The sequence below is a fragment of the Alteromonas sp. LOR genome, from assembly GCF_000753865.1.
Taxonomy (GTDB): Bacteria; Pseudomonadota; Gammaproteobacteria; order Enterobacterales; family Alteromonadaceae; genus Alteromonas.
The window spans coordinates 198,661-220,532 of record NZ_JQFW01000049.1; the positions used below are offsets into that span (position 1 = coordinate 198,661).

Below are 21,872 nucleotides of genomic sequence, written 5' to 3' on the forward strand. Positions count from 1 at the left end.
AAATTAATAAGTAGCGACATAACAATTATAACGCATGATTAAACCAACACTGGGACACTAAAATGAAACATAAAATATTTGCAAGATCGTTGTTATCCATTGCCGTAATTAGCACAGTGAGTGGCAATGTTTACGCTGAAGAACCAAATTATTCTTGGAATATTTCAGGATGGATTAATGAAGGTTTAACATATTATGATGATGGTGAAGGTAGCGACGTTGCACAATTATCTGATAATGGAACCACACTCGGTAGTAGAATTACGTTATCAGGCAACTATTCACTTGAAGAACAAGGTTTAGACGTTGGTTTTGAGGTGATTGTTGAGCCACTGTCAGGAACGCCTAATTTTGCCGGGGGAGGACAACAAACTCCACTGCTTTTTGCTAATCAAGATAACCTAGACACATTCAATGGTGGAGATATCGGTCTTCTTGGTAGCAGCTTATATATTGGTGGGGACTGGGGGAAAGTCACTGTGGGCTTACAGAGCATGCCAACGGACAACATTGCCGTACTGGCAGACCCTTCGGGAACTATCTGGTCGGGCATTTCCGTCTTATTCAGGGCAAATGGCTTTTTTATTCGTGGCGTAGATGACAGTTCAACCAACGGCACATGGGGACAGTTTGCGCAGTGTCTGGCAACACCTGGATTAGGAATAGGCATAGACTGTAACGGTATCTATCGAAACGGGGTGCGTTACGACTTGCCGCAATTCGGTGACTTTAGTGTTGCTGTAGGTTATGCAAACGACGAAATTTATGACATCGCGGTAAAGTATTCTGCAGAACATGATGGAATCAAGACAAATGTCAACGCTGGTTATTCTGTAAATAAAGATGGCGGTGCCAACGTTGGAGGAAACAGCTCTTCAACGCTACAAATGCAAGCGGGCTTAATGCATATTAAATCGGGCTTCTTTGGTGTTGCCACCTATCAAATGGAAGAAGCAGAGGATGCAATAGCGGGTTCAGGTGATGATACTGATGCCTACTACTTTAAAGCAGGGATTAGAAAACAGTTCAATCGTTTTGGTGACTCGGCGTTCTATGCCGAATATGCAAGCTATAATGATCAGTATGGTATGGCACACTTAGATGGTGTGACAGGCTCGCAACTTACCCAATGGGGTGTTGCAGCGGAACAATATTTCAGTTCGAGATTTTTAATCTATGGAAAATATGAAAACCTCAGTTTGGATATCGAAGGGTCATCTAATGCACAAGCACTTTACAATAGTGCCGAAGACCTTACTTTATTCATGTTAGGTGGTACCCTTTTCTTTTAAAAATCACACTACATAGCGATAAGAAACACCGATTATTCTTATCGCTTATTTTACAAGGAAATTAAAAATGACAAATTCAAAATTAAAAAAAATAGCGCTAATAAATTTGTTATTTTTATTTTTAATTTCTCCATCGCTTGCGGAGGAAAAGATAATATGGAAAAAGGGGAAAAATAATTTCATACAAACCAAAGTTATTGAAGAAAAGCAAAATGTGAATATTACTAATAACCACCCGTATAGTATTTCAGATTTGGTACTTAACGAAATATTTTCGTCAATCTCAATACAAAACTATGACGCTAACGTCCCGTTATTTTCGGTGAAGCAACAATCAATTCTCTCCAAACATATTTCTCGTGCACTATCACAAGCATCAGCACATGAAGATATTATCTTTGCGCTAGGGAGAAAACAGCCATCGCTAGGTGGAATAAAAACCAGCACTTACTATACCGCTGGTCGAATATTTATTACCGACAATACGTTAAATTTAATTATTGGCGACCATGACAAGGTCGCAAACGCTGCATATGAAATGGCTTACGATCCAACTCGACAGGGGCTAGTGGCGTACACTTTTAACCACGGAAGTCGTGAGCCAGTAAAATTTGGTTTTGATAAACCGCTTGTATTTGGCACCGATGCGTTCTCGTATAAAACCGATGACCGAGCGGAATGGGTTGTTGTTGATTTACTTTCTGCCACAGTATTAGCAACAAAATCAGCGGTTACAAAGTTACAGCCTCACGTTACGAGTAAACATTCAGACGAAAACGAGGTAGCTAGAAAACAAAACACAGGCAGGGATCAGCAACCTACGGATTCTATTTTAAAAAATCAATCTGATGACATCGTGGATCGATTTGAAAAACTCAATGCTCTTAAAGACGCGGGATTGATAAGTGAAGAGGAGTACCAACAAAAACGCAAGCAGCTGCTTGATAGTATTTAGAACCAACAAATTAAATTTCTACATACTAAGCATTTTTTGATCTAAGCTTTTAGTATTAACTCACCTGCATAATGTAATAAATATGTTAATATTTATCATAATAACATGTGAGTTAGTAATGATAAAAGCGTTGACTTAGCGCTTTTTAGCTGAGGGTTGAGTATGTATAAGGTTTTAATCATCGACGATCATCCCATTTTTCGTCATGCCATGGTTACCATTCTTGGTAAAAAGTTTCCTGGTTCTGAAGCAGTGGAAGCCAGTTCGATAGATGAAGCGATTAAAGCTCTAGAGCAAGACGCTGCCTTCGATCTCGTCATGCTTGATCTGAACATGCCTGAAACCTGCGGTCTAAATGGTTTACTAGAAATTCGCAATCAGCATCCAAATATACCAGTGGTCATTATTTCTGCGGAATCTGAAAAGCAAAATATTCTGCAAACTATTTCCTACGGCGCGGTTGGGTTTATTAGCAAAAGTAGTAAAATTGAAGAAATTGCAAGTTCTGTAGAGTCTATCTTTGAAGGTAATGTATGTTTACCATCTGAGATATTGCGAACACCGACTTCGCGAAACCGCACGAACAGAGAAAATGGCATCTCTCCGGAGCAGATCCGCTCGCTGACACGCAAAGAACTTGCAGTCCTCAAATATCTTACTCAGGGGCTTGCAAATAAAGTGATAGCCTACGAATTGAACATTTCGGAAACCACCGTGAAATCTCATGTGTCTTCTATTTTGAAAAAATTAGGTGCAAGCAATCGAGTGAAGGTTGTTGCTAATGCTGCCAATATCGATTTCAACCAATACGTGTTTAATTAGATTGACTGACTGCAAACCATAGCGTCACTTGCTTAGTCAATCTATAGCGATTAACAGGCGGTTGATTTTGCATTATTAGAAACAAGAGATTAACGATGTTTTTAACGTTTGTGCATCTATTGGTTTATAAAGCAGTTTGAGATTAGATGCACTAACCTCATCGGCGAGTTGTTTAGAGCGGTTGGCAGTGCAAATAATTATCGGCATGAAAGGGCGTCGCTCGCGAATTTTCTTGGCTATCTCCAACCCATTTTCATTATTGTCTAAATGATAATCGATAATCAATAAATCACACCCTTCAAAATTACCATTGGTTACCATGTTACACTGTTGGTAACCCGAAAATGTATCGACTTCCATTCCCCAGGAATCAAACAACGATTGCATAGCAATACGCATATTCGTATCGTTATCAATATGCCAAATTTGCTTATTCAGTAGGCTAGCAGGAAGCGCCGTTTGATTTTCTTTTATATGGTCTGATGATATTTTTTCCTCTACAGAGTCTTCTGTAATGGGAACGCATACTGTAAAGCACGCGCCGACATTCTCCTCTGATTTAACATGAATTTCATGTCCTAGTAGCTTGCTCATTTTATCAACGATATAAAGACCCAACCCTAAACTATAAGAATAATTGAAGCTGTTTTCTAGACGGGAAAACTCTTTAAATATCAATCCCTTGCCTACTTCACTTATACCAACACCTTGGTCTAAAATACTGATTTTAAGGTTATCTTTCACTTTTCGGGCAATAAACAGAACCTTGCCGTTAGCACCATACTTCATAGCGTTGATAAGTAAGTTTCTCAAAATCCTTGATAATAAATTCAAATCGGTAAAAACAAATGCCTCATGAAACCGGTAGTGAAAATCGACCTTGTAATCTTTACTAATATGAGAAAATTCCTCTGCTAGCTGACTCAACAAAGGCAGTGCATTTTCTGCCTGCTTATCGGGTTGCAATGCCCCTGCATCCAACTTAGATGTTTCAATAAGTGTTCGTATTAATCCGTGTAAATCACGAAGCGAATTATCAAGCGCACTAATAATCGTGTTGGCCGATGAATCAATCTGATCTTTTAACGACTCGTTAAACAATATTGCTGCACTTAAAGGCTGCATTAAATCATGGCTAATTGCAGCCAAAAATCTACTCTTTGACTTAATGGCATCTTGCAATGCAACATTGGCATGATTGAGTTCCCGTGTTCGCTTCTCAACATTTGTTTCAAGCTGATCCTTCGCAGCTTCCAGTGCAAGCTTGCTTTTTACCTGCTCAGAGATGTCAGTTGCAAGAACAAAATGACCCGCTATTGTCCCTTCACTATCAAAGTGTGGTAGATACACTTTTTGCAGAAAGCCTAATTCTCCAACTGCGTTTCGCTCTCTACTTTGAAAACTGACGACTTCGCCCTTACTAACGCGCTTCAAATAGTGAACAAGATTGGGATATACATCCTTTAAATGACTGTTTTCCATTGGATGTTTAGCAATGTCACTCTCTGATACCCCATACCAATCTCGATAACCTTTGTTTGTATATTGGAATTTTTTATCTGTCCCAATATAGGCGATCAGTGCGGGAACATTGTCAGTGATCATTCTTATCCAGTTTTCATTTTGCTTCATTGTTTCTGCGTGATGATGTTGCGATGTTATGTTGGTAAAAGTACAAAGGGTATTACCATCGGGCAATACCGTGATGTTGCGTTCAACAACCAAGTCATCACTAATTATTTGAATGTTATCAGCATCCGTTTGTAGGTTGAGTCCGCTCCAATTTTCACAGTTTTGAAGTGCATAAATATTGCGACAGTTGATAAGAAGTTGAACCGGTAAATTAGATTGGGAAAGAAATGTATCATTCCAGAACGCAATTTCTCCGCCCTGGTGTATTAATAAAATACCTACCTCTATATTGTCGATCAAACTCTGCAGCAGTTTATTTTTCTCTTTAATAACTTGCTCATAGCGATTGGATTCATTTAATTTAACATCAGTAATGTCGTTAAAGAGGATGACTTGGCCGCCCTCTTGTGTGCGACGATTGGTCACCTGATACCAGCGTCGATTCGATAGTTGATAGATTATACAACCCTCAGCATTCGCCGGCAGGGCACGTCTTATTACACCGGAATGCTTGGCAGCTTGAGTAATATCATGGTAATTATCGCCAATATGCGGTGTAATCGAAAGGTCATCCCACACCGTTTCGAAGTGACGATTAAAAAAGATGATAGCTCCTAATTTGTCGAGCAACACCATCGCCTGATTAGTACTCTCTATTGCATCGTTTAAGCGTTGCTTGACGCGATTTGTCTCGTCGTGAGCGGCCTCTAAATCGGCATTCGACTGTGCGAGTTTCTGAAGCACCGATTGCAACTCATCAGTTTTCTGGTTCACTTTTTCCGATAATTGAACCGAATGCTCGAAAGCACGGTAGCTATGATGATTAAAGCCGCCCTCTTCCATGCGATACATCAAAGCGGCATTAATTTTCTCTAATTTTTCATTCTCGCGCTTTTGTACCGCAAGCTCTTCTTGCAATTTTGTGAGCTCGGTTATGTCATCAGTTTTTTGCAAAATACACCCCTGTGAACGTTTGATTTAGGTGTACTGAATGAATGTGTTCTCCGTAGGCATTAAACCCAGCAATCTTGTATTTACGCTGTAGCCGCTCTATTTCTTCATCTTTGTTGCTTTGTTGAATTTCTAGTCGTCGTAAGAAACAATCACATGCATAGATAAAATCAGGCTCACCGTACTTTATAGTCAAGCTCTCCAATACTGATTCCAAAGCCTCAATACAATCACCAAGTTGAATAAATGTAAGGATAATACCGATATCAACAGCGCAATAGAACGTAATACCATTGGTCACTAAATCGACCTTTTGGATGGAACGTATAAAATACTTACCGCCAACAAATACAGCTAACGGAAATAATGAAAAAACATCAGGGGTCAATTCATCCGCTTTTAATCCTAGCAAACTAGCGTAATAGTGAGCAGCGGGTTCGCCGTTAATCTCGTATACCGTTCTCGATTCCGCATCGGCATTGGTAACCACCAATTTAGAGACAGGTGAATGTATATGGTCGATAGAAAACACCGTGAAAGGCTTAGACGTGCCAACAAGTAGGAGAACGGCAGCATCTTGATAAAATTGCCCCTCATAATAGACATACGTGGCATTCAATTTTAAATCATCTCCGGCGCTGCCACCTAAATGAGGAATATTGCCAAATGCGCTTGCGAAAGTTTCTAAAAAGTGTTCTTCATGTCGAGATAAACCGTCTAACATAGAAACAACAAAATGTTGCTCTGTTTCGTGCCGAATTTCACGTTTCTGTAGGGTATTTCGCAATGTGCTCGCAATGTCATGTGCTTTGTCAAAATTCACATCGCCTAAATTTTTTACCAGCGCAGTGGCAATGGAAAACTCACTTTTCAGAAATGCTATAGCGAGAAGTTTTTCTGTCCCGTATCCACTCTGATTAAACTCTCCTGCACTTGTGCATCCCACAACGGGTATCTGACAGAACAAGCGAGACATTTCAGACGCCACTTCATCCAAATCAAAAACGGTAGAAGTGTGAAATAAAATACACTCTATGTCTTCATGAGCAGCCTGCGAAAGTATGGCTTCGGCAACATGATGGCAGGCATCAATTGCTGCGTAAGAGGAAGAGGCATGAACACTACCGCTTTTACTTAGCGCTGATAATATTGACATTTTTGACACGAGTGGGGACCCTTTTTTTCTTATATTTATCAATTTTACACATCTCGGGATTATCGAGTGTTACCACACATTCTAAACATTGGATGCATTCAGCATAGTCAATACTACCGTCCATTTCGATTGCATCAATGCCGCATTTTTTTTGTCGACACAATTGGCAAGGAGCGCCGCACTCTTGTCTACGTCTCAGTAATTTCACAATGGGAAATCTACCCAGAACAGCTAGGCCTGCACCAAGCGGACATAAGTAACGGCAATATACTTTGTGAATCTTCAGGCTAAGCGCAAGTATCGCGATAGCATAAAGTACAAACGGCCAATAACGCACGAAATGAAGCGTTATTGCAGTTTTAAAAGGCTCTAACTCAGCTAATTTTTCGGCCAGTGTGAGTGAATAAAATGCACATCCTACCAACCCCAACAGAAGCACATACTTTATTTTTTGTGCACGCTTGTGATGATGGGGCTTAACTCGTATTTGTTTTATCTTTAGCTTTTCAGCGATGATAGCAAGCATCTCCTGCAATGCGCCAAAGGGACAGAGCCATCCACAATAAAGGCCTCTGCCCACAACAAAAAGTGAAATAAAAACAAAACACCAAAGTATAAAAATAACTGGATCCAACAGATATACGCCAAGGGAGAAACCATCAACTATATCCAATAACAGTGTGTAAATATTAACGACGGAAAGCTGGCCTTGCGCATAAAAACCAATAAAGAATAATATAAATAACAACGATGTTAGCCTAATAATACGAATACATAATGTGTATTTTGTTAGACGACGTTGAAATGCAAAGAATACAGACAAACCAAAAAGATAGGCAACGGTTATAGAGATCTCTAACGTCTTATCGAGCCATATTTTTTGCCACAGTGGTAATGGGGTTTCGGCAATGGCTTCTGGATTTTCAATAAATAGTTGCGGTGGCAGTGTAAAAGAATAAGGTAAAAGATGTTCTTCTTGTTCGAAAAAACTCGGGTTGTAAGGCAATGCGATCGATATGGTTATTGGTTGGTCGAGTGATAGTCCGCCTTTAGCCTTAACACGCAATACCTTTATATCATTGAAGTCTGGCAACGGTTGAGAAAATTCAGGTTCATAAAAGCTATAGAAATCAATGTCGCGTATCGATAACGGAAAGTCTCCCTGACTAAGACGTAAAAACTCAGGTGCAGTTTGTGATACAAAATCCTCACTGATAAAACTAAACCCTTTTGTATTAAACACCATCAGTGCTAACTCACCTGGATTTAAGTTTTCTTGTAACCTTTTAAACTCTTGCTCTCCTAATAAGTTTCTGCCCACTGTAGGAATATTTAAAAATGCATAATAGTGCTCTGAAAAAACGTCATTTTCTGCATTAATAAAAGGCGCAGCGGCGGCAACTATTTCACTTTCTACACCTTCAAAATGAGATGACAACAACAAGTGCTTCTGGACGTATCCTTTCTCAACCAACTCATTAAAATTTAACGGCTCGAAAAAGTCTGGATTGACGATTTTTGTACTAGGGGCGACAAACCCATCTAACTTTGCTCTTGCAACAGCAAGTGCAGAGGTAACTATGGTGTCGTTTATCACCAACACCGACACAGTAGCTTTAGTAACGCCATCAAAATACGTTGCATCACTACCAGCCTTACTTTTTCCGCCGACAATAAAGCGTTCTCTTATATTGTGAGATAAGTATTGCGCAATAAAATCAAACATGGACTGCTCGCCCAAACCATGGAGAAATATGGGCTCACTATGTTGCTTTACCTTTAAACCAACAAAATTGCCCTCGGTATCGAGCCCGATTAACACATTGACTGGCTTACCAGAAAAGCCAATGAAATCAACAAAGTCGTTAGATTCAAAAACATAGCCCAGAAGATCTTGTAGCTGATAAACTGGGGTAACTTGTATATCGGCATGCGTTTCGCCAACACGTGTAGCAGTAGGAAAAAATTCGTGTATGTCAGAAGGGATATCAGTCGCGTCGGATTTTGCGTAGACGTGACACGCCACTAAAAACAAAAGTATCAATAAAGCAAATCTTCTAAACATAGAATTAAAGGCAGCACATGATGCTGCCCTCTCGCTCAATTAGAAGAAACCTAGTGGATTAATATCGTAACTTACCAATAAGTTTTTAGTTTGTTGATAATGATCAAGCATCATTTTATGCGTTTCTCGGCCTATACCCGACTTTTTGTAACCACCAAACGCAGCGTGGGCAGGATATAGATGATAACAGTTGGTCCATACGCGACCCGCTTCAATGGCACGGCCTACGCGAAACGCCACGTTGGCATCACGACTCCAAACGCCAGCTCCAAGGCCAAAGCTAGTGTTGTTTGCAATCTCAATCGCCTCTTCCTCAGTTTTAAAGGTCTGCACCGAAATGACAGGTCCAAAAATCTCCTCCTGGAAAACTCGCATGTGGTTTTTACCTTTCAAGATTGTTGGTTGAATATAATAACCACTGTCAAAGCCAGGCAGCTTTTCTTTCTCACCACCAATAACAACTTCAGCACCTTCAGCTTTACCAATATCAATATATTTCAATATTTTTTCGAATTGCTCGTTGGATGCTTGAGCGCCCACCATGGTGTCGGTATCAAGTGGATTACCACGCTTGATCTTTTTGATTTTCTCTACCACTTTTTCCATAAACGAATCGTAAATATCTTCATGAATAATGGCACGAGACGGACAGGTACACACCTCACCTTGGTTGAAATAACCAAGCACCAACCCTTCTGCACATTTATCAATAAACTCTGGTTCGTGATTCATTATATCTGCAAAAAAGATATTGGGTGACTTCCCGCCAAGTTCCACAGTAGAAGGAATAAGGTTTTCCGCTGCACATCGCAGTATATGACCGCCCACAGGTGTCGAGCCGGTGAAAGCGATTTTAGCTATACGTGTACTTGTGGCTAATGCTTGGCCTGCCTCTGCACCAAACCCATTCACAATGTTAAGTACACCTGGAGGAAGTAGATCTTGAATCAATTCAGCAAACAATAATATTGATACGGGCGTTTGCTCCGCTGGTTTCAATATGACCACGTTACCCGTTACCAATGCGGGAGCTAACTTCCAAGCAGCCATTAATAATGGAAAATTCCAAGGTATAATTTGACCTACTACGCCGTACGGTTCGTGAAAGTGATAAGCAACGGTATTTTTATCGATCTCGCCAATGGTACCTTCTTGGCTGCGAATACATCCTGCGTAGTAACGGAAGTGGTCTACGCACAACGGAATATCAGCATTAAGCGTTTCGCGAACCGCTTTGCCATTATCCCACGTTTCAGCAACGGCAAGTAATTCCAGATTTTCTTCTATACGATCAGCTATTTTTAACAGAACGTTCGAGCGTTCGCCCACTGACATGTCAGCCCATCCTTTTTTCGCTGCATGTGCGGCGTCGAGAGCCAGCTCTATATCTTCTGCTGTAGAACGCGGAATTTGCGTTATATCGCTACCATCTACTGGCGATGTGGCGGTGAAATACTCACCTTTAACTGGCGCGACCCATTCACCGTTAATAAAATTTCCGTAGCTTTCTTTAAAACTAACAACTGAACCTTCACTTCCTGGTTTTGCATAAATCATAAGAGACAACCCTTTTGTGTATGGTGCGTAAAGCACGCTGATTAGACTTGCTGTGTAGTAAAGGATCGTACTTTTAACGTTTTGTCACCATAATTCGATAGGCCCATTTGACTCCTACTTTAGGAGGGGACAAAACACAATGTTATGGAAGTGGTCGCTTTCTTTTGAGGTAGATGGACAAGATTACGAACCATTATTTATGATTTGGGAGCGGTTCTCGAACCCGTTATAACATCGCCAACATAACCGTGTTTTTTTGCGATTTCAGAAAACTCAGATGGACTTGCATTAAGCTTACGCTTTATGACAGTGAGGGCATTGGATATCGTTTTTGCTGACACGCCTAATTCCTCAGCAATCTGATTACGCCCTTTTCTCATTGCTATCGCAATGAATATTTCAAATTCGCGTTTGGTAAGTTTGGCGGATAGATCGACATCGTGATCTAAAAGTTGATTAGCTAAATTCACCGCCAAACTTCGCTCTATATATTTTTGGCCTTTTCCTACCACTTTTATTGCTGAAATAAGCGCACTGGGTGAACTACTTTTACTAATATACCCCATGGCCCCGCTCTCCATTGCTCGCTGAAGTATTAAGCAGTCTTCAAACATACTAAAAAATATAATTTTAAGCGCAGGAACTATCGCCAAAAACTGAGGTGCCAAAACAAGACCACTTTCGTTGGACAAATTAATATCTAAAACGAGTATGTCGATGTTAACACTCGAGAGGATTGCGTTAGCTTGTGTACCATTTTCACAATCAAAGACATGATATTCTGGCAACATAGCATTGAGTAGCGCGCGGTATCCTTCTCTAACCACAGCGTGATCATCTACGATGAGAATATTCATGCAACTATCGCATCTAATTGTGTAGAAGGTGCAAGCAGCGTTACATTAAGGGTAACTCTCACACCTCGATTTATAGGAGCACCATTAAAGCTTTTCTCTTGAGCAGGAAGAATAGAACATGTACCACCGATGCACCTAGCTCTGCTTCGCATAGAGGACATTCCAATATTTTCGACTACATGTTTATTTAATCCACACCCATTGTCACTTATCTCTACACTCAGCTTTTGTTCATTCCCCACAATATCAACGTTAACCATTGTTGCACTGGCATGCTTGACTACATTGTTTAGAGCCTCTTGAACAAACCTGTAAATATGAATATCTCGTTCACGGTCTTCTTTGTATCCTTTCAGGTTTATTGAAACATCCCACTGTATTGCAGGCATTGCGAGCTCCTGTTCATAAACTAATTTTTCAAGCGACGCATGTAAACTCACTTTATCGAGAACTAATGGATGTAAGTGAGCAGTCAGTATCCTTATCGAATTACTGATTTGATGAGACATTTCCTGTACTTTCTTAGCGGATAACTGGAGAACGCTTTGCTCATGAGAATTGACCAATATATAGGCGTGCGCTTTTATTGTAGTAAGTAGCTGACCAACATTATCGTGTAGCTCTTGAGCTAGGTAGCTTCGTTCTTGCTCTTGCAGTAAAGCAAGCTGCTTATCTATTTTTACCAGCTGTTGCTCTTTGTGATTTAGCGCAACTTGCAAGTTCTGAAACTCATTGATGACTTGATTTAACTCATGAATATCAGAATGTGCAAATTGCTGTGTTAACGTTCCCTCTTTAAGTACTTTTAAGGCTTTTGATAATTGATTTAATGGCTCTAATCTTTGCTTCACAGCCACGCGCAAAGTAAGCAGAAGCAGTACAAACGTTGCGAGAAATAGAGCAGCAACTAAATAAAAAAAATCAAGATTTTGACGCAATTCTGCAGATGCATGGGGAGTAATGATTAAATGGTAGTTTTCATACAGTGGAATATGAATAAATGAATTAGCATTATCAACAGCCATGGTATTAGTGACAATTCCATCACTTGAAATTCGCCCTGTGAAGTAGCGTACAGATAAGTGAGGGCTTTGTTCTGCAATAGTCTTCACTGCATCAGCGGGCAAGTTTAATGTGACCATTTTTTGCACTTGACTTAGCGCTGACGTTGTTTCTTCTTCTATATTTTGTGTTATCTGGAAATAAACCAAACAAGAGAAAATAAGAAAGCAACTGATAAATACTGCTACGATCGCAGAAGACACCTTTGTAAAACCAGACATCCAAAAATCCAGTTCAATATAACCATATGTTTATGCTAAACAACCTTAGCGAGCAACCCCATCCTGCCTTCGACGCGTTTTCCTCCTACTAAGGTAGGGAAATTTGCTTTTCGCGAACAAAACAGTGACATCACTTATCTTGGTAAGCTGCATTTCTTAGCCGTATATCAGTGAATTTTCACTGAGCTTTTCGATAAAATAGACTTAGGCGTGTTCTAATTAGCACAAAAAAAGGCGCTGAGCCTAAACCCAACGCCTTTCTTAAAGCTTCTTTTCGTCCTACATCACTGTCTACATTTGCGTATACTTAATTGTATACTTAATTGTATACTTAATTGTATACTTAATTGTATACATTAAACGTAAGCCATTAATTCCAAAGGACTATAAGAGGCAGCAATTGATTACATCATGCCGCCCATTCCGCCCATGCCGCCCATATCAGGCATTGCAGGAGCTGCTTCGTCTTTAGGTAGCTCAGCAACCATCGCTTCAGTAGTGATCATAAGTGAAGCAATTGATGCTGCAAACTGTAGTGCAGAACGCGTTACTTTAGTTGGGTCAAGAATACCCATCTCTAGCATGTCGCCGTAGGTGTCGTTGCCAGCGTTGTAACCGTAGTTACCTTCGCCGCCTTTAACAGCGTTAACAACAACAGATGCTTCTGCACCGGCATTGCTCGCGATTTGACGTAGAGGCGATTCCATTGCACGTAGCGCAAGTTTAATACCTACAGTTTGGTCTTCGTTGTCACCCGTTAGGTCAGCAAGCTTAGCCGCTGCACGAACTAGAGCAACACCACCACCAGGTACTACGCCTTCTTCAACCGCTGCACGCGTTGCGTGTAGAGCATCTTCAACGCGGTCTTTTTTCTCTTTCATTTCTACTTCAGTTGCTGCACCAACTTTAATTACTGCAACACCACCAGAAAGCTTAGCTAAACGCTCTTGAAGCTTTTCTTTGTCGTAGTCAGATGAAGAGTCTTCAATTTGACCTTTAATTTGTGCACAACGACCTTCAATCGCTTCTTCGTCGCCGTTACCATCAACAATAGTCGTGTTGTCTTTGTTGATAACTACGCGCTTCGCTGTACCAAGGTCTTCTAGCTGCACTTTTTCAAGGTCTAGACCAATCTCTTCAGAGATTACTGTACCGCCTGTAAGTACCGCGATGTCTTGAAGCATTGCTTTACGACGGTCGCCGAAACCAGGTGCTTTAACCGCAGCCACTTTCACGATACCGCGCATGTTGTTTACAACTAATGTTGCTAGCGCTTCGCCTTCAACATCTTCAGCCATAATAAGTAGTGGCTTACCAGCTTTCGCTACGCCTTCAAGCGTTGGAAGCAATTCACGGATGTTAGAAATTTTCTTATCTACTAACAAGATGAATGGGCTATCTAGTTCAACAGTTCCGTTTTCTTGGTTGTTGATGAAGTAAGGAGATAGGTAACCACGGTCGAACTGCATACCTTCAACAACATCTAGTTCGTTTTGAAGTGCTTGACCTTCTTCTACAGTGATAACACCTTCTTTACCTACTTTTTCCATTGCTTGTGCAATGATGTCACCAACTTCTGCGTCTGAGTTAGCTGAGATAGTACCAACTTGTGCGATAGACTTGCTGTCTGCACAATCTGTAGAAAGTGCTTTAAGCTCAGCAACCGCTGCGATAACAGCTTTATCGATACCGCGCTTAAGATCCATTGGGTTCATACCCGCAGCAACAGACTTGTGACCTTCAGTAACGATAGCTTGTGCAAGCACAGTAGCGGTGGTTGTACCGTCACCCGCTTCATCGTTCGCTTTAGAGGCTACCTCTTTCACCATCTGTGCGCCCATGTTCTCAAACTTGTCTTCAAGTTCGATTTCTTTCGCTACAGATACACCATCTTTAGTAATGGTAGGTGCGCCGAAAGACTTGTCTAAAACAACGTTACGGCCTTTAGGACCAAGCGTTACTTTTACTGCATTTGCTAGCGTGTTTACGCCTTTAAGCATTTTTGTGCGAGCGTCGTCACCAAAACGTACTTCTTTAGCTGCCATGATTCAATTCCTCTCTAATTCGGTTAAACGTTAGTCGTTATTACTCAACAATCGCTAGGATGTCGCTTTCGCTAAGGATCAGAACTTCTTCACCATCCAGCTTTTCTGTTTTAACGCCGTAACCGTCACTGAAAATAACGGTGTCGCCAACTTTTACGTCTAGCGCTTTAATATCACCATTCTCAAGTATGCGACCATTACCCACAGCGATGACTTCACCGCGAGTTGATTTTTCTGCTGCAGAACCAGTCAGAACGATACCGCCTGCAGATTTACTTTCTTGCTCTGCGCGTCTAATTATTACGCGGTCGTGTAAAGGACGAATTGCCATTTTCAAGTCTCCTGAAAATTCCACTATTCAAAATTAAAGAATATTCAACATTCACTGTTTTGAATGTTGATTGCCTGGAACGCTCATTGCTGAGCAGTTAAAATGTTATCTGCACGGATAAATGGGGCAGTACCCAAACAAGTTCAAGTGTTTTCCACAAAAAAATGTAAAAAAATTGATTTTTTTGCGAAATACATGTGTTTGGGGGGATTAGTTAGAGGATGAGACGGCTCAGCATCAAATCAAAACCTACTCGCTAGCGGTATGGAGTAGGTTTACTTCAAACGCTTGTCTTCGTCGTTTTGCGTATTGTCCGTGTATTCACCTTCAATCACATCGTCTTTGTTCTTCGCTGATGTATTAAATGGCGAATCAGTACCTCCAAAAGGGTCGCTGCCAAATGGGCTTTGTTGCCGGTTTGTATTGAAGCCGCTTGCACCTGGCCCAGCACCACCAGCTCCTGCACCGGGCATAACAACGCGCATTTTCATGTGCTTGCTTACCTGGGCAGCAAGTAAATGTCGCGTTCCGGGTAGTACAAACATAAAACCGAGTATGTCGGTGATAAACCCTGGGGTCACTAACAACACGCCAGCAACCACTAGCATTAGCCCTTCTACCAGCTCTTTTCCCGGCATTTCGTTGCGCTGCATTTTTGCCTGCGCAGTTTGAAGGGTACTTATCCCCTCACGCTTTACAAAATAAGAGCCAATGAAAGCGGTAAGAATAACAATCCCTATTGTGTTCCAACCGCCAATAATGCTGCCAACATTAACCAGTAAGGCGATTTCTAAAATAGGAAGTACGGCAAATAAAATGAATAAAACCCGCAAGGTGAGTCCTCTTTAAACAGTCTATTAAGTGTTATATGGGTGTTGAGCCCAAAAGCAATCAAAGGTTCGTTTACTTTCGGTTAAATACAGGTTCAATACGACCGATAACTACTGCTATCGAAAACCGTGAGCTAGCTACACTTGCGTGAAACAATATTTGGACACCAACGGTCTAATTATCTATCAGTCCTACTTTATATCCGATTTACCTTGCGTCAGTTTTACTATGACTCAATCACTTGCAGTAATTTACCATACTCTATTTCAGGACGGGATAACCGCTGTTACGAAAGTATGCAGCTGTTAAGTAGATAGTCTTGCCCTTATTTACGGTGAAGTATATCTAACCCTATACCGTATTTTGGTATAGTTAAGCACCTTTTGTAAGGTCGGCGTGTATAAACGCTAGTAAAAGTACAGAGCCAGTACTAATTCATTACTAAGCTAATACTTGGCCAATACAAAGAAAACACCGAGCACATTAGCAATTGCGCTGACTTTACTGGCAGTAGCTTAAAATAAGCAATTTAGAACTCACAATAGAAGTTGAAGTTATTAATATGATTAATGCCCTACTAAACCGAGTGTCGACATTATCTCTGCCCCGTCGAACGTGTGCTTTTACCACAATGGTATTTTTAATTTTTCTTCTTTTAGTGAACGCGTTATCAGTAACCGCCGCTGCGCAAGCACAATTCCCCAACAGCCTAGACAACGCATTCTCACAAGAGCCTGAGTTTTTAGACGTTGAGCAGGCGTTTGCCTTCGACTTCAAACAAAAAGACAGCACCCTAACGCTAACATTTACTATTGCAGATGGTTATTACCTGTATAAAAAGCAGTTTAAATACGTCGCTAAAGACGCCGCAATAGGCGAAGCTATCTACCCAAAAGGGGTAATAATTGAAGATGAGTTTTACGGCAAGTCGGAAGTGTTTTATAACAGCGTCAGCATAACGCTTCCCCTAGAAGAGGCCTCTTCTGATGGCGTGGTGAAAGTGCGTTATCAAGGCTGTGCAGATGCTGGGCTTTGCTACCCACCCACGATAAAAGTCGTTTATCTCAATGAAATCGTTAGTGATGGGCAAGTAGCAGCTCAAAATGGCGTTTTAGCACCAGAGAGTGAACAGTTTTCCCTTGCCAACAGGTTAATTAATAAAGAAAACCTCCCTCTTACTCTGATGTTATTCTTTATCTTGGGTATCGGCCTTGCGTTTACTCCTTGTGTATTCCCTATGTACCCCATTGTGTCAGGCATTGTTATTGGTCAGGGTAATACAAAAAGCCTCTCTCATTCTTTTTGGCTTACCTTTGTTTACGTACAAGGCATGGCAATTACCTACTCTCTACTTGGATTGGTTGTGGCAGTAGCGGGGGCGCAATTTCAAGCGGCGCTTCAGCACCCTGTTGTGCTAGGTGTTTTCATTGCTTTATTTGCCACGTTAGCCGTGGCCCTGTTTGGCGGTTTTGAAATACAACTGCCTGCAAAGTGGCAAGAAAAGCTCACCTCAGCAAGCAACAGCCAAACCCCCGGCAGCTTCGTGGGCGTATTTATTATGGGCGTGCTGTCGGGGCTCATTGCCTCGCCGTGCACCACTGCGCCACTTACCGGCATATTGTTATTCATCGCACAAACGGGCGATATGACCCTTGGATTTATTTCCCTCTATTTACTAAGTATTGGCATGGGCATTCCGCTGATCATATTTGGCGTTACAGGCGGAAAATTGCTGCCAAAAGCGGGGAACTGGATGAACGTCGTTAAGGTAACATTCGGCTTCATGATGCTGGCCGTCGCCATAGTGTTTGTAGAGCGGTTGTGGAACAGCTTGTATTCAGACTTTTTGTGGGCAGCACTTGGCTTCGGTTTATTTGGGTACTATTGGAAGTTAAATCGCGCGACGCCTAACAGCAAAATGAAGTTATTGCGGGCCATGTTGGTAGCGGCAGGCGTTATGGGAAGTGCAGGCATTACTTATCAAACCGGGGAAAACGTTGGGCTTTGGGGCGAAAAAGTGACTCACCCTGAATTTATTAAGGCAAGAGATCTTACCGATTTACAGCAGAAGATAGCAAAGGCTAACGACAACGGCCAAACGGTAATGGTAGACCTTTACGCCGACTGGTGCACGGCGTGTAAAGAGTTCGAGAAATACACCTTCCCAGATCAAAACGTGGTTAACGCGCTGAGCAATACCGTATGGATGCAGATGGACCTTACCGATAACACGCCACAGCGTCAGGAAGTGTTTGATAAATTTGAAGTGCTTGGCTTACCGACTATTTTATTTTTTGATAAAAAAGGTGAAGAGTTGAGACAGTCACGGGTAACCGGGTTTATGAAAGCCGATGACTTCGCAACGCACGTTAACAATGCGCTTGCCGACAGTGCGCTTACTGGCAGCGCCGCAGCAGAAAATGCCCGCGACGAGTAGCATCATCACTCTGCGGCGTGGACTACATAAGTGTCAAGGTAAGTGGCTACATAAAAAACCTGCGAATGATCGGTTACGAGCATTCTTTGTGAGGGCGTTGGATGCTTGGCCCTTGATTGCTTGGGCTTTATTTATTTGGGCATGGCCCCTTCAGGCATCAGAAACTCACGCCTTATCCACACAGCGAGAGGGTTGCTTTGATGAGCGCCGCTTTTGCTTTTTGTTAAGTGAAAAAGACGACACCAGCGGTAGCTATGTCATACGCGTTCAGCGTTACATCGATTTACCCGTAGCTTTAACGCTGTATTCAACAGACCTAGGTTATACAGCCCACGCCAATGCTTTTTTAGCTAATAACGATCCTATTGTTTTAGGAGAGACCCAGTCACCATCTCGCTTTTTCTCCACCATGCGCGTGAAATGGACAGTAGGTAATATTAGTGCCGCTCACAATAGTGAATATCGTTATGCGTCTCCGTTGCAACCTCAACAAAACTACCCTATTGTGCAGGGCGTTAACGGAAAGTTTAGTCACTTTGGTGTATCTAAATATGCTCTGGATTTTGGTGCTAGTGAAGGCACACCGGTGCTTGCGGCGCGAGGGGGTATTGTTATAGACACCAAGCGCAATGGGAAAAAAGGCGGACCTACTCCAGATTTCGCGAAACATGCAAATTACGTTGCCATTTTGCATGACGATGGAACCACCGGTGAATATTATCACCTCAAATATGAAGGTGTTGTGGTAAAACGAGAGCAACGAATTACCCAAGGGCAACTTATCGGGTACACCGGAAATACCGGCTTTTCGTCTCTTCCCCACCTGCATTTCGGCGTATACGTGGCAAAATTTCACGGTCGCTATCAAAGCGTTCCGTTTTCACTACAGAACTCTCGCCTTTAGCTTACAACTTTTCAAGAAATCGCTGAAAACCACGCATGGCAGGTGATACACCGCTTGAAAAAGCAACGTTTCATTAACAATAAAAACACCCAAACCACGTTTGTGTAGCGAAAACTTTGCGTCGAAAACACCTGATTAGACCAGTATTTTGCTGCTAAATCTTTCTCTATCTCTATAATCAATACATAAACTTAAAAACGGAACCGGTTATTGGCTTTTTTTCGTGCAACTGACTGCAAACTTTGTTGAAATAACGAATACCACGACAGTTACACGAAGATAGCAGCAAATTAGATGAATATTTTGTTATTAAATGGCCCTAACTTAAATATGTTAGGCCAAAGAGAACCCGACAAGTATGGCACGCAAACTTTGCAAGACATCGTTGATGACTTGCAAGCTCAAGCTGCCTCCAGCGATGTGACGCTTTCGCATTTTCAGTCTAACTCTGAGCATGCACTTATTGAGCGCATACACGACGCTATGGGTACTACAGATGCCATCATCATTAACCCTGCTGCATTCACGCACACAAGTGTGGCCATTCGCGACGCGCTGTTAAGTGTGAGCATTCCGTTTATCGAAGTTCATTTGTCGAATGTTCACGCTCGTGAACCTTTTCGTCATCATTCCTATTTTTCTGATGTTGCAGCTGGTGTCATTGTTGGCCTTGGCCCTATGGGTTATTCCCTTGCACTAACCGCAGCAATCAATTTACCGAAATCGCAAAAATAACGCAGAGAAAGAACATGGATATTAGAAAGATAAAGAAACTCATCGAGCTAGTTGAAGAGTCTGGTGTAGCTGAACTAGAAATTACCGAAGGTGAAGAGTCAGTACGTATTCACCGTGGTCCAACTGGCGTTCATGCGCCGGTTAACTACAGCTTTGCAGCACCTGCAGCGCCACAACAACCGCCAGCACAAGCCCCAGCTGCGCCTGAAGCAGCCTCTGAACCAGCAGCACCAACCGGCCATGTGGTTAAATCGCCAATGGTAGGAACCTTCTATCGCGCGTCTTCACCTACTGCAAAAGCGTTTGCCGAAGTAGGTCAGCAAGTTAAAGTTGGCGATACACTATGTATCGTTGAAGCCATGAAAATGATGAACCAAATCGAGTCTGATAAAGCCGGTGTTGTTAAAGCAATCTTAGTAGAGAATCAAGATCCGGTTGAATTCGACCAACCTATGTTCATCATCGAATAAGTGAGCAATTCACAATGTTAGATAAAGTACTTATTGCTAACCGTGGTGAAATTGCCCTACGTATTTTGAGAGCCTGTAAAGAACTAGGCATCAAGACAGTAGCCGTGCACTCCACTGCGGATAAAAATTTAAAGCACGTATTACTCGCCGATGAATCCATTTGTATCGGTAAAGCGTCTGCAACCGAGAGTTACCTGAACATTCCTCGTATTATTGCAGCAGCAGAAGTAACTAATTCAATTGCTATTCACCCTGGCTACGGTTTCTTAGCGGAAAATGCTGATTTTGCAGAAGCCGTAGAAAAAAGCGGTTTTATCTTTATTGGGCCTACAGCAGACACCATTAATCTGATGGGCGACAAAGTATCAGCTATCAATGCAATGAAGAAAGCAGGGGTGCCTTGTGTTCCTGGTTCTGATGGCCCGTTGACAGACGATAACGAGCGCAATAAAACCATAGCCAAACGCATTGGTTACCCAATCATTGTTAAAGCTGCTGGTGGCGGTGGTGGTCGCGGAATGCGTGTTGTTCGCAGCGAAGGCGAGCTCGTAAAAGCCATAGAAACTACTCAAGCAGAAGCAGGCGCAGCCTTTGGCAACCCTACTGTCTACATGGAAAAGTTCTTAGAGAACCCTCGCCACGTAGAAATACAGGTACTGGCCGATGGGCAAGGTAATGCTATTCACTTAGGTGAGCGAGACTGTTCTATGCAGCGTCGTCACCAAAAGGTGGTAGAGGAAGCGCCAGCACCTGGAATTTCGGAGCAAATGCGAACCAAAATTGGCGATCGCTGCCGCAGAGCCTGTGTTGAAATAAACTATCGCGGTGCGGGAACCTTTGAGTTCCTATACGAGAACGGCGAGTTTTATTTCATTGAAATGAATACGCGTATTCAAGTAGAGCACCCAGTATCTGAGATGATCACAGGCGTAGATTTAATCAAAGAGCAGCTTCGTATAGCTGCAGGGCAGCCTCTGTCTATTGATCAGTCGCAAATTCAGATTCGCGGCCACGCTATTGAGTGTCGTATTAACGCTGAAGACCCTCAGACTTTTATTCCAAGCCCTGGTTTAATCAATATGTTTCATGCTCCAGGTGGTTTGGGTATTCGTTGGGAGTCACACATTTACGCGGGCTACACTGTTCCTCCGTATTACGATTCTATGATAGGCAAACTTATCGCCTACGGTGAAAGTCGTGATGAAGCGATTGCGCGAATGCGCCATGCTCTGGAAGAAATTGTGATAGAGGGAATAAAGACAAATATTCCGCTTCAACGCTCTATTATGGCAGATGAAAACTTTTTTGCCGGTGGCACTAATATTCACTACCTTGAAAAGAAACTAGGCCTAGCCTAATCCCCCTTGGGTTGCACTGTTGTTTAAGTGCAGCCCAACTTTATGCCCTCTTAATTCTTTTTGTTTTTCGTTTCCTATTGATTCTAATTTAACGATTACAACAATCAATTTTTACTGTTTTTCTTGTTCAAACAACACGCCTATACTTATCACAAGTTTAAACGTCTCCCGTAATGACTGTTTTTTCTTTT

17 protein-coding genes are annotated in these 21,872 nt (G+C 42.0%); 8 read left to right on the forward strand and 9 right to left on the reverse strand.

Annotation, left to right across the window (positions count from 1 at the left end; genetic code table 11):
• Positions 1-89 precede the first annotated feature (89 nt).
• The 3 genes from JV36_RS0114515 to JV36_RS0114525 all read left to right on the forward strand — a co-directional run bounded on the left by JV36_RS0114515 (position 90) and on the right by JV36_RS0114525 (position 3,069).
• Complete coding sequence (locus tag JV36_RS0114515; RefSeq protein ID WP_235207855.1) at positions 90-1,292, forward strand: porin; 1,203 nt, start codon at positions 90-92, stop codon at positions 1,290-1,292.
• 67 nt (positions 1,293-1,359) lie between these two features.
• Positions 1,360-2,247, forward strand: coding sequence for an SHOCT domain-containing protein (locus JV36_RS0114520; protein WP_032097624.1), 888 nt, complete (start codon positions 1,360-1,362; stop codon positions 2,245-2,247).
• 162 nt (positions 2,248-2,409) lie between these two features.
• A complete protein-coding gene (locus tag JV36_RS0114525; RefSeq protein ID WP_032097623.1) occupies positions 2,410-3,069 on the forward strand; it encodes a response regulator transcription factor in 660 nt (219 codons plus the stop codon).
• 75 nt (positions 3,070-3,144) lie between these two features.
• Here JV36_RS0114525 and JV36_RS0114530 read toward each other — a convergent pair whose 3' ends face one another.
• The 9 genes from JV36_RS0114530 to JV36_RS0114570 form a co-directional block, all read right to left on the reverse strand.
• Positions 3,145-5,655, reverse strand: a complete 2,511-nt coding sequence (locus tag JV36_RS0114530) for a PAS domain-containing hybrid sensor histidine kinase/response regulator (protein ID WP_032097622.1) — start codon at positions 5,653-5,655, stop codon at positions 3,145-3,147.
• Positions 5,642-6,808 (reverse strand): nitric oxide-sensing protein NosP, encoded by a 1,167-nt coding sequence (gene nosP / locus JV36_RS0114535; protein ID WP_235207856.1) that lies wholly within the window; start codon positions 6,806-6,808, stop codon positions 5,642-5,644. Before nosP ends, JV36_RS0114530 begins: the two co-directional genes overlap by 14 nt.
• On the reverse strand, positions 6,783-8,873 hold the full coding sequence (locus JV36_RS0114540; protein ID WP_032097620.1) for a 4Fe-4S binding protein: 2,091 nt from the start codon (positions 8,871-8,873) through the stop codon (positions 6,783-6,785). The genes nosP and JV36_RS0114540 overlap by 26 nt, the downstream gene beginning before the upstream one ends.
• A gap of 39 nt (positions 8,874-8,912) precedes the next feature.
• Positions 8,913-10,430 carry an acetaldehyde dehydrogenase ExaC gene (gene exaC / locus JV36_RS0114545; protein WP_032097619.1) on the reverse strand — a complete coding sequence of 506 codons (1,518 nt, stop codon included), beginning with the start codon at positions 10,428-10,430 and terminating at the stop codon, positions 8,913-8,915.
• A gap of 197 nt (positions 10,431-10,627) precedes the next feature.
• Positions 10,628-11,287: a response regulator transcription factor gene (locus tag JV36_RS0114550; protein WP_032097618.1), complete on the reverse strand. Its 660-nt coding sequence runs from the start codon at positions 11,285-11,287 to the stop codon at positions 10,628-10,630.
• On the reverse strand, positions 11,284-12,570 hold the full coding sequence (locus tag JV36_RS0114555) for a histidine kinase (protein ID WP_032097617.1): 1,287 nt from the start codon (positions 12,568-12,570) through the stop codon (positions 11,284-11,286). The genes JV36_RS0114550 and JV36_RS0114555 overlap by 4 nt, the downstream gene beginning before the upstream one ends.
• 404 nt (positions 12,571-12,974) lie before the next feature.
• The gene (gene groL / locus JV36_RS0114560) at positions 12,975-14,615 is read right to left on the reverse strand and encodes a chaperonin GroEL (protein WP_032097616.1); all 1,641 of its coding nucleotides are present in this window, start codon (positions 14,613-14,615) and stop codon (positions 12,975-12,977) included.
• Between the two features lie 40 nt (positions 14,616-14,655).
• Entirely contained in the window at positions 14,656-14,946 is a 291-nt protein-coding gene (locus JV36_RS0114565) for a co-chaperone GroES (RefSeq protein WP_032097615.1), read from the reverse strand.
• A 275-nt stretch (positions 14,947-15,221) separates the two neighbouring features.
• On the reverse strand, positions 15,222-15,779 hold the full coding sequence (locus tag JV36_RS0114570) for an FxsA family protein (RefSeq protein WP_032097614.1): 558 nt from the start codon (positions 15,777-15,779) through the stop codon (positions 15,222-15,224).
• 629 nt (positions 15,780-16,408) lie between these two features.
• Here JV36_RS0114570 and JV36_RS0114575 point away from each other — a divergent pair.
• The 5 genes from JV36_RS0114575 to accC all read left to right on the forward strand — a co-directional run bounded on the left by JV36_RS0114575 (position 16,409) and on the right by accC (position 21,681).
• Positions 16,409-18,214, forward strand: a complete 1,806-nt coding sequence (locus JV36_RS0114575) for a protein-disulfide reductase DsbD (RefSeq protein ID WP_052010354.1) — start codon at positions 16,409-16,411, stop codon at positions 18,212-18,214.
• Positions 18,215-18,326: 112 nt separating this feature from the next.
• Positions 18,327-19,118: a M23 family metallopeptidase gene (locus JV36_RS0114580; protein ID WP_032097764.1), complete on the forward strand. Its 792-nt coding sequence runs from the start codon at positions 18,327-18,329 to the stop codon at positions 19,116-19,118.
• 294 nt (positions 19,119-19,412) lie between these two features.
• Entirely contained in the window at positions 19,413-19,853 is a 441-nt protein-coding gene (gene aroQ, locus JV36_RS0114585) for a type II 3-dehydroquinate dehydratase (RefSeq protein WP_032097613.1), read from the forward strand.
• Between the two features lie 14 nt (positions 19,854-19,867).
• Positions 19,868-20,323 carry an acetyl-CoA carboxylase biotin carboxyl carrier protein gene (gene accB / locus JV36_RS0114590; RefSeq protein WP_032097612.1) on the forward strand — a complete coding sequence of 152 codons (456 nt, stop codon included), beginning with the start codon at positions 19,868-19,870 and terminating at the stop codon, positions 20,321-20,323.
• A gap of 14 nt (positions 20,324-20,337) precedes the next feature.
• Positions 20,338-21,681 (forward strand): acetyl-CoA carboxylase biotin carboxylase subunit, encoded by a 1,344-nt coding sequence (accC, locus tag JV36_RS0114595; protein ID WP_032097611.1) that lies wholly within the window; start codon positions 20,338-20,340, stop codon positions 21,679-21,681.
• Positions 21,682-21,872 lie beyond the last annotated feature (191 nt).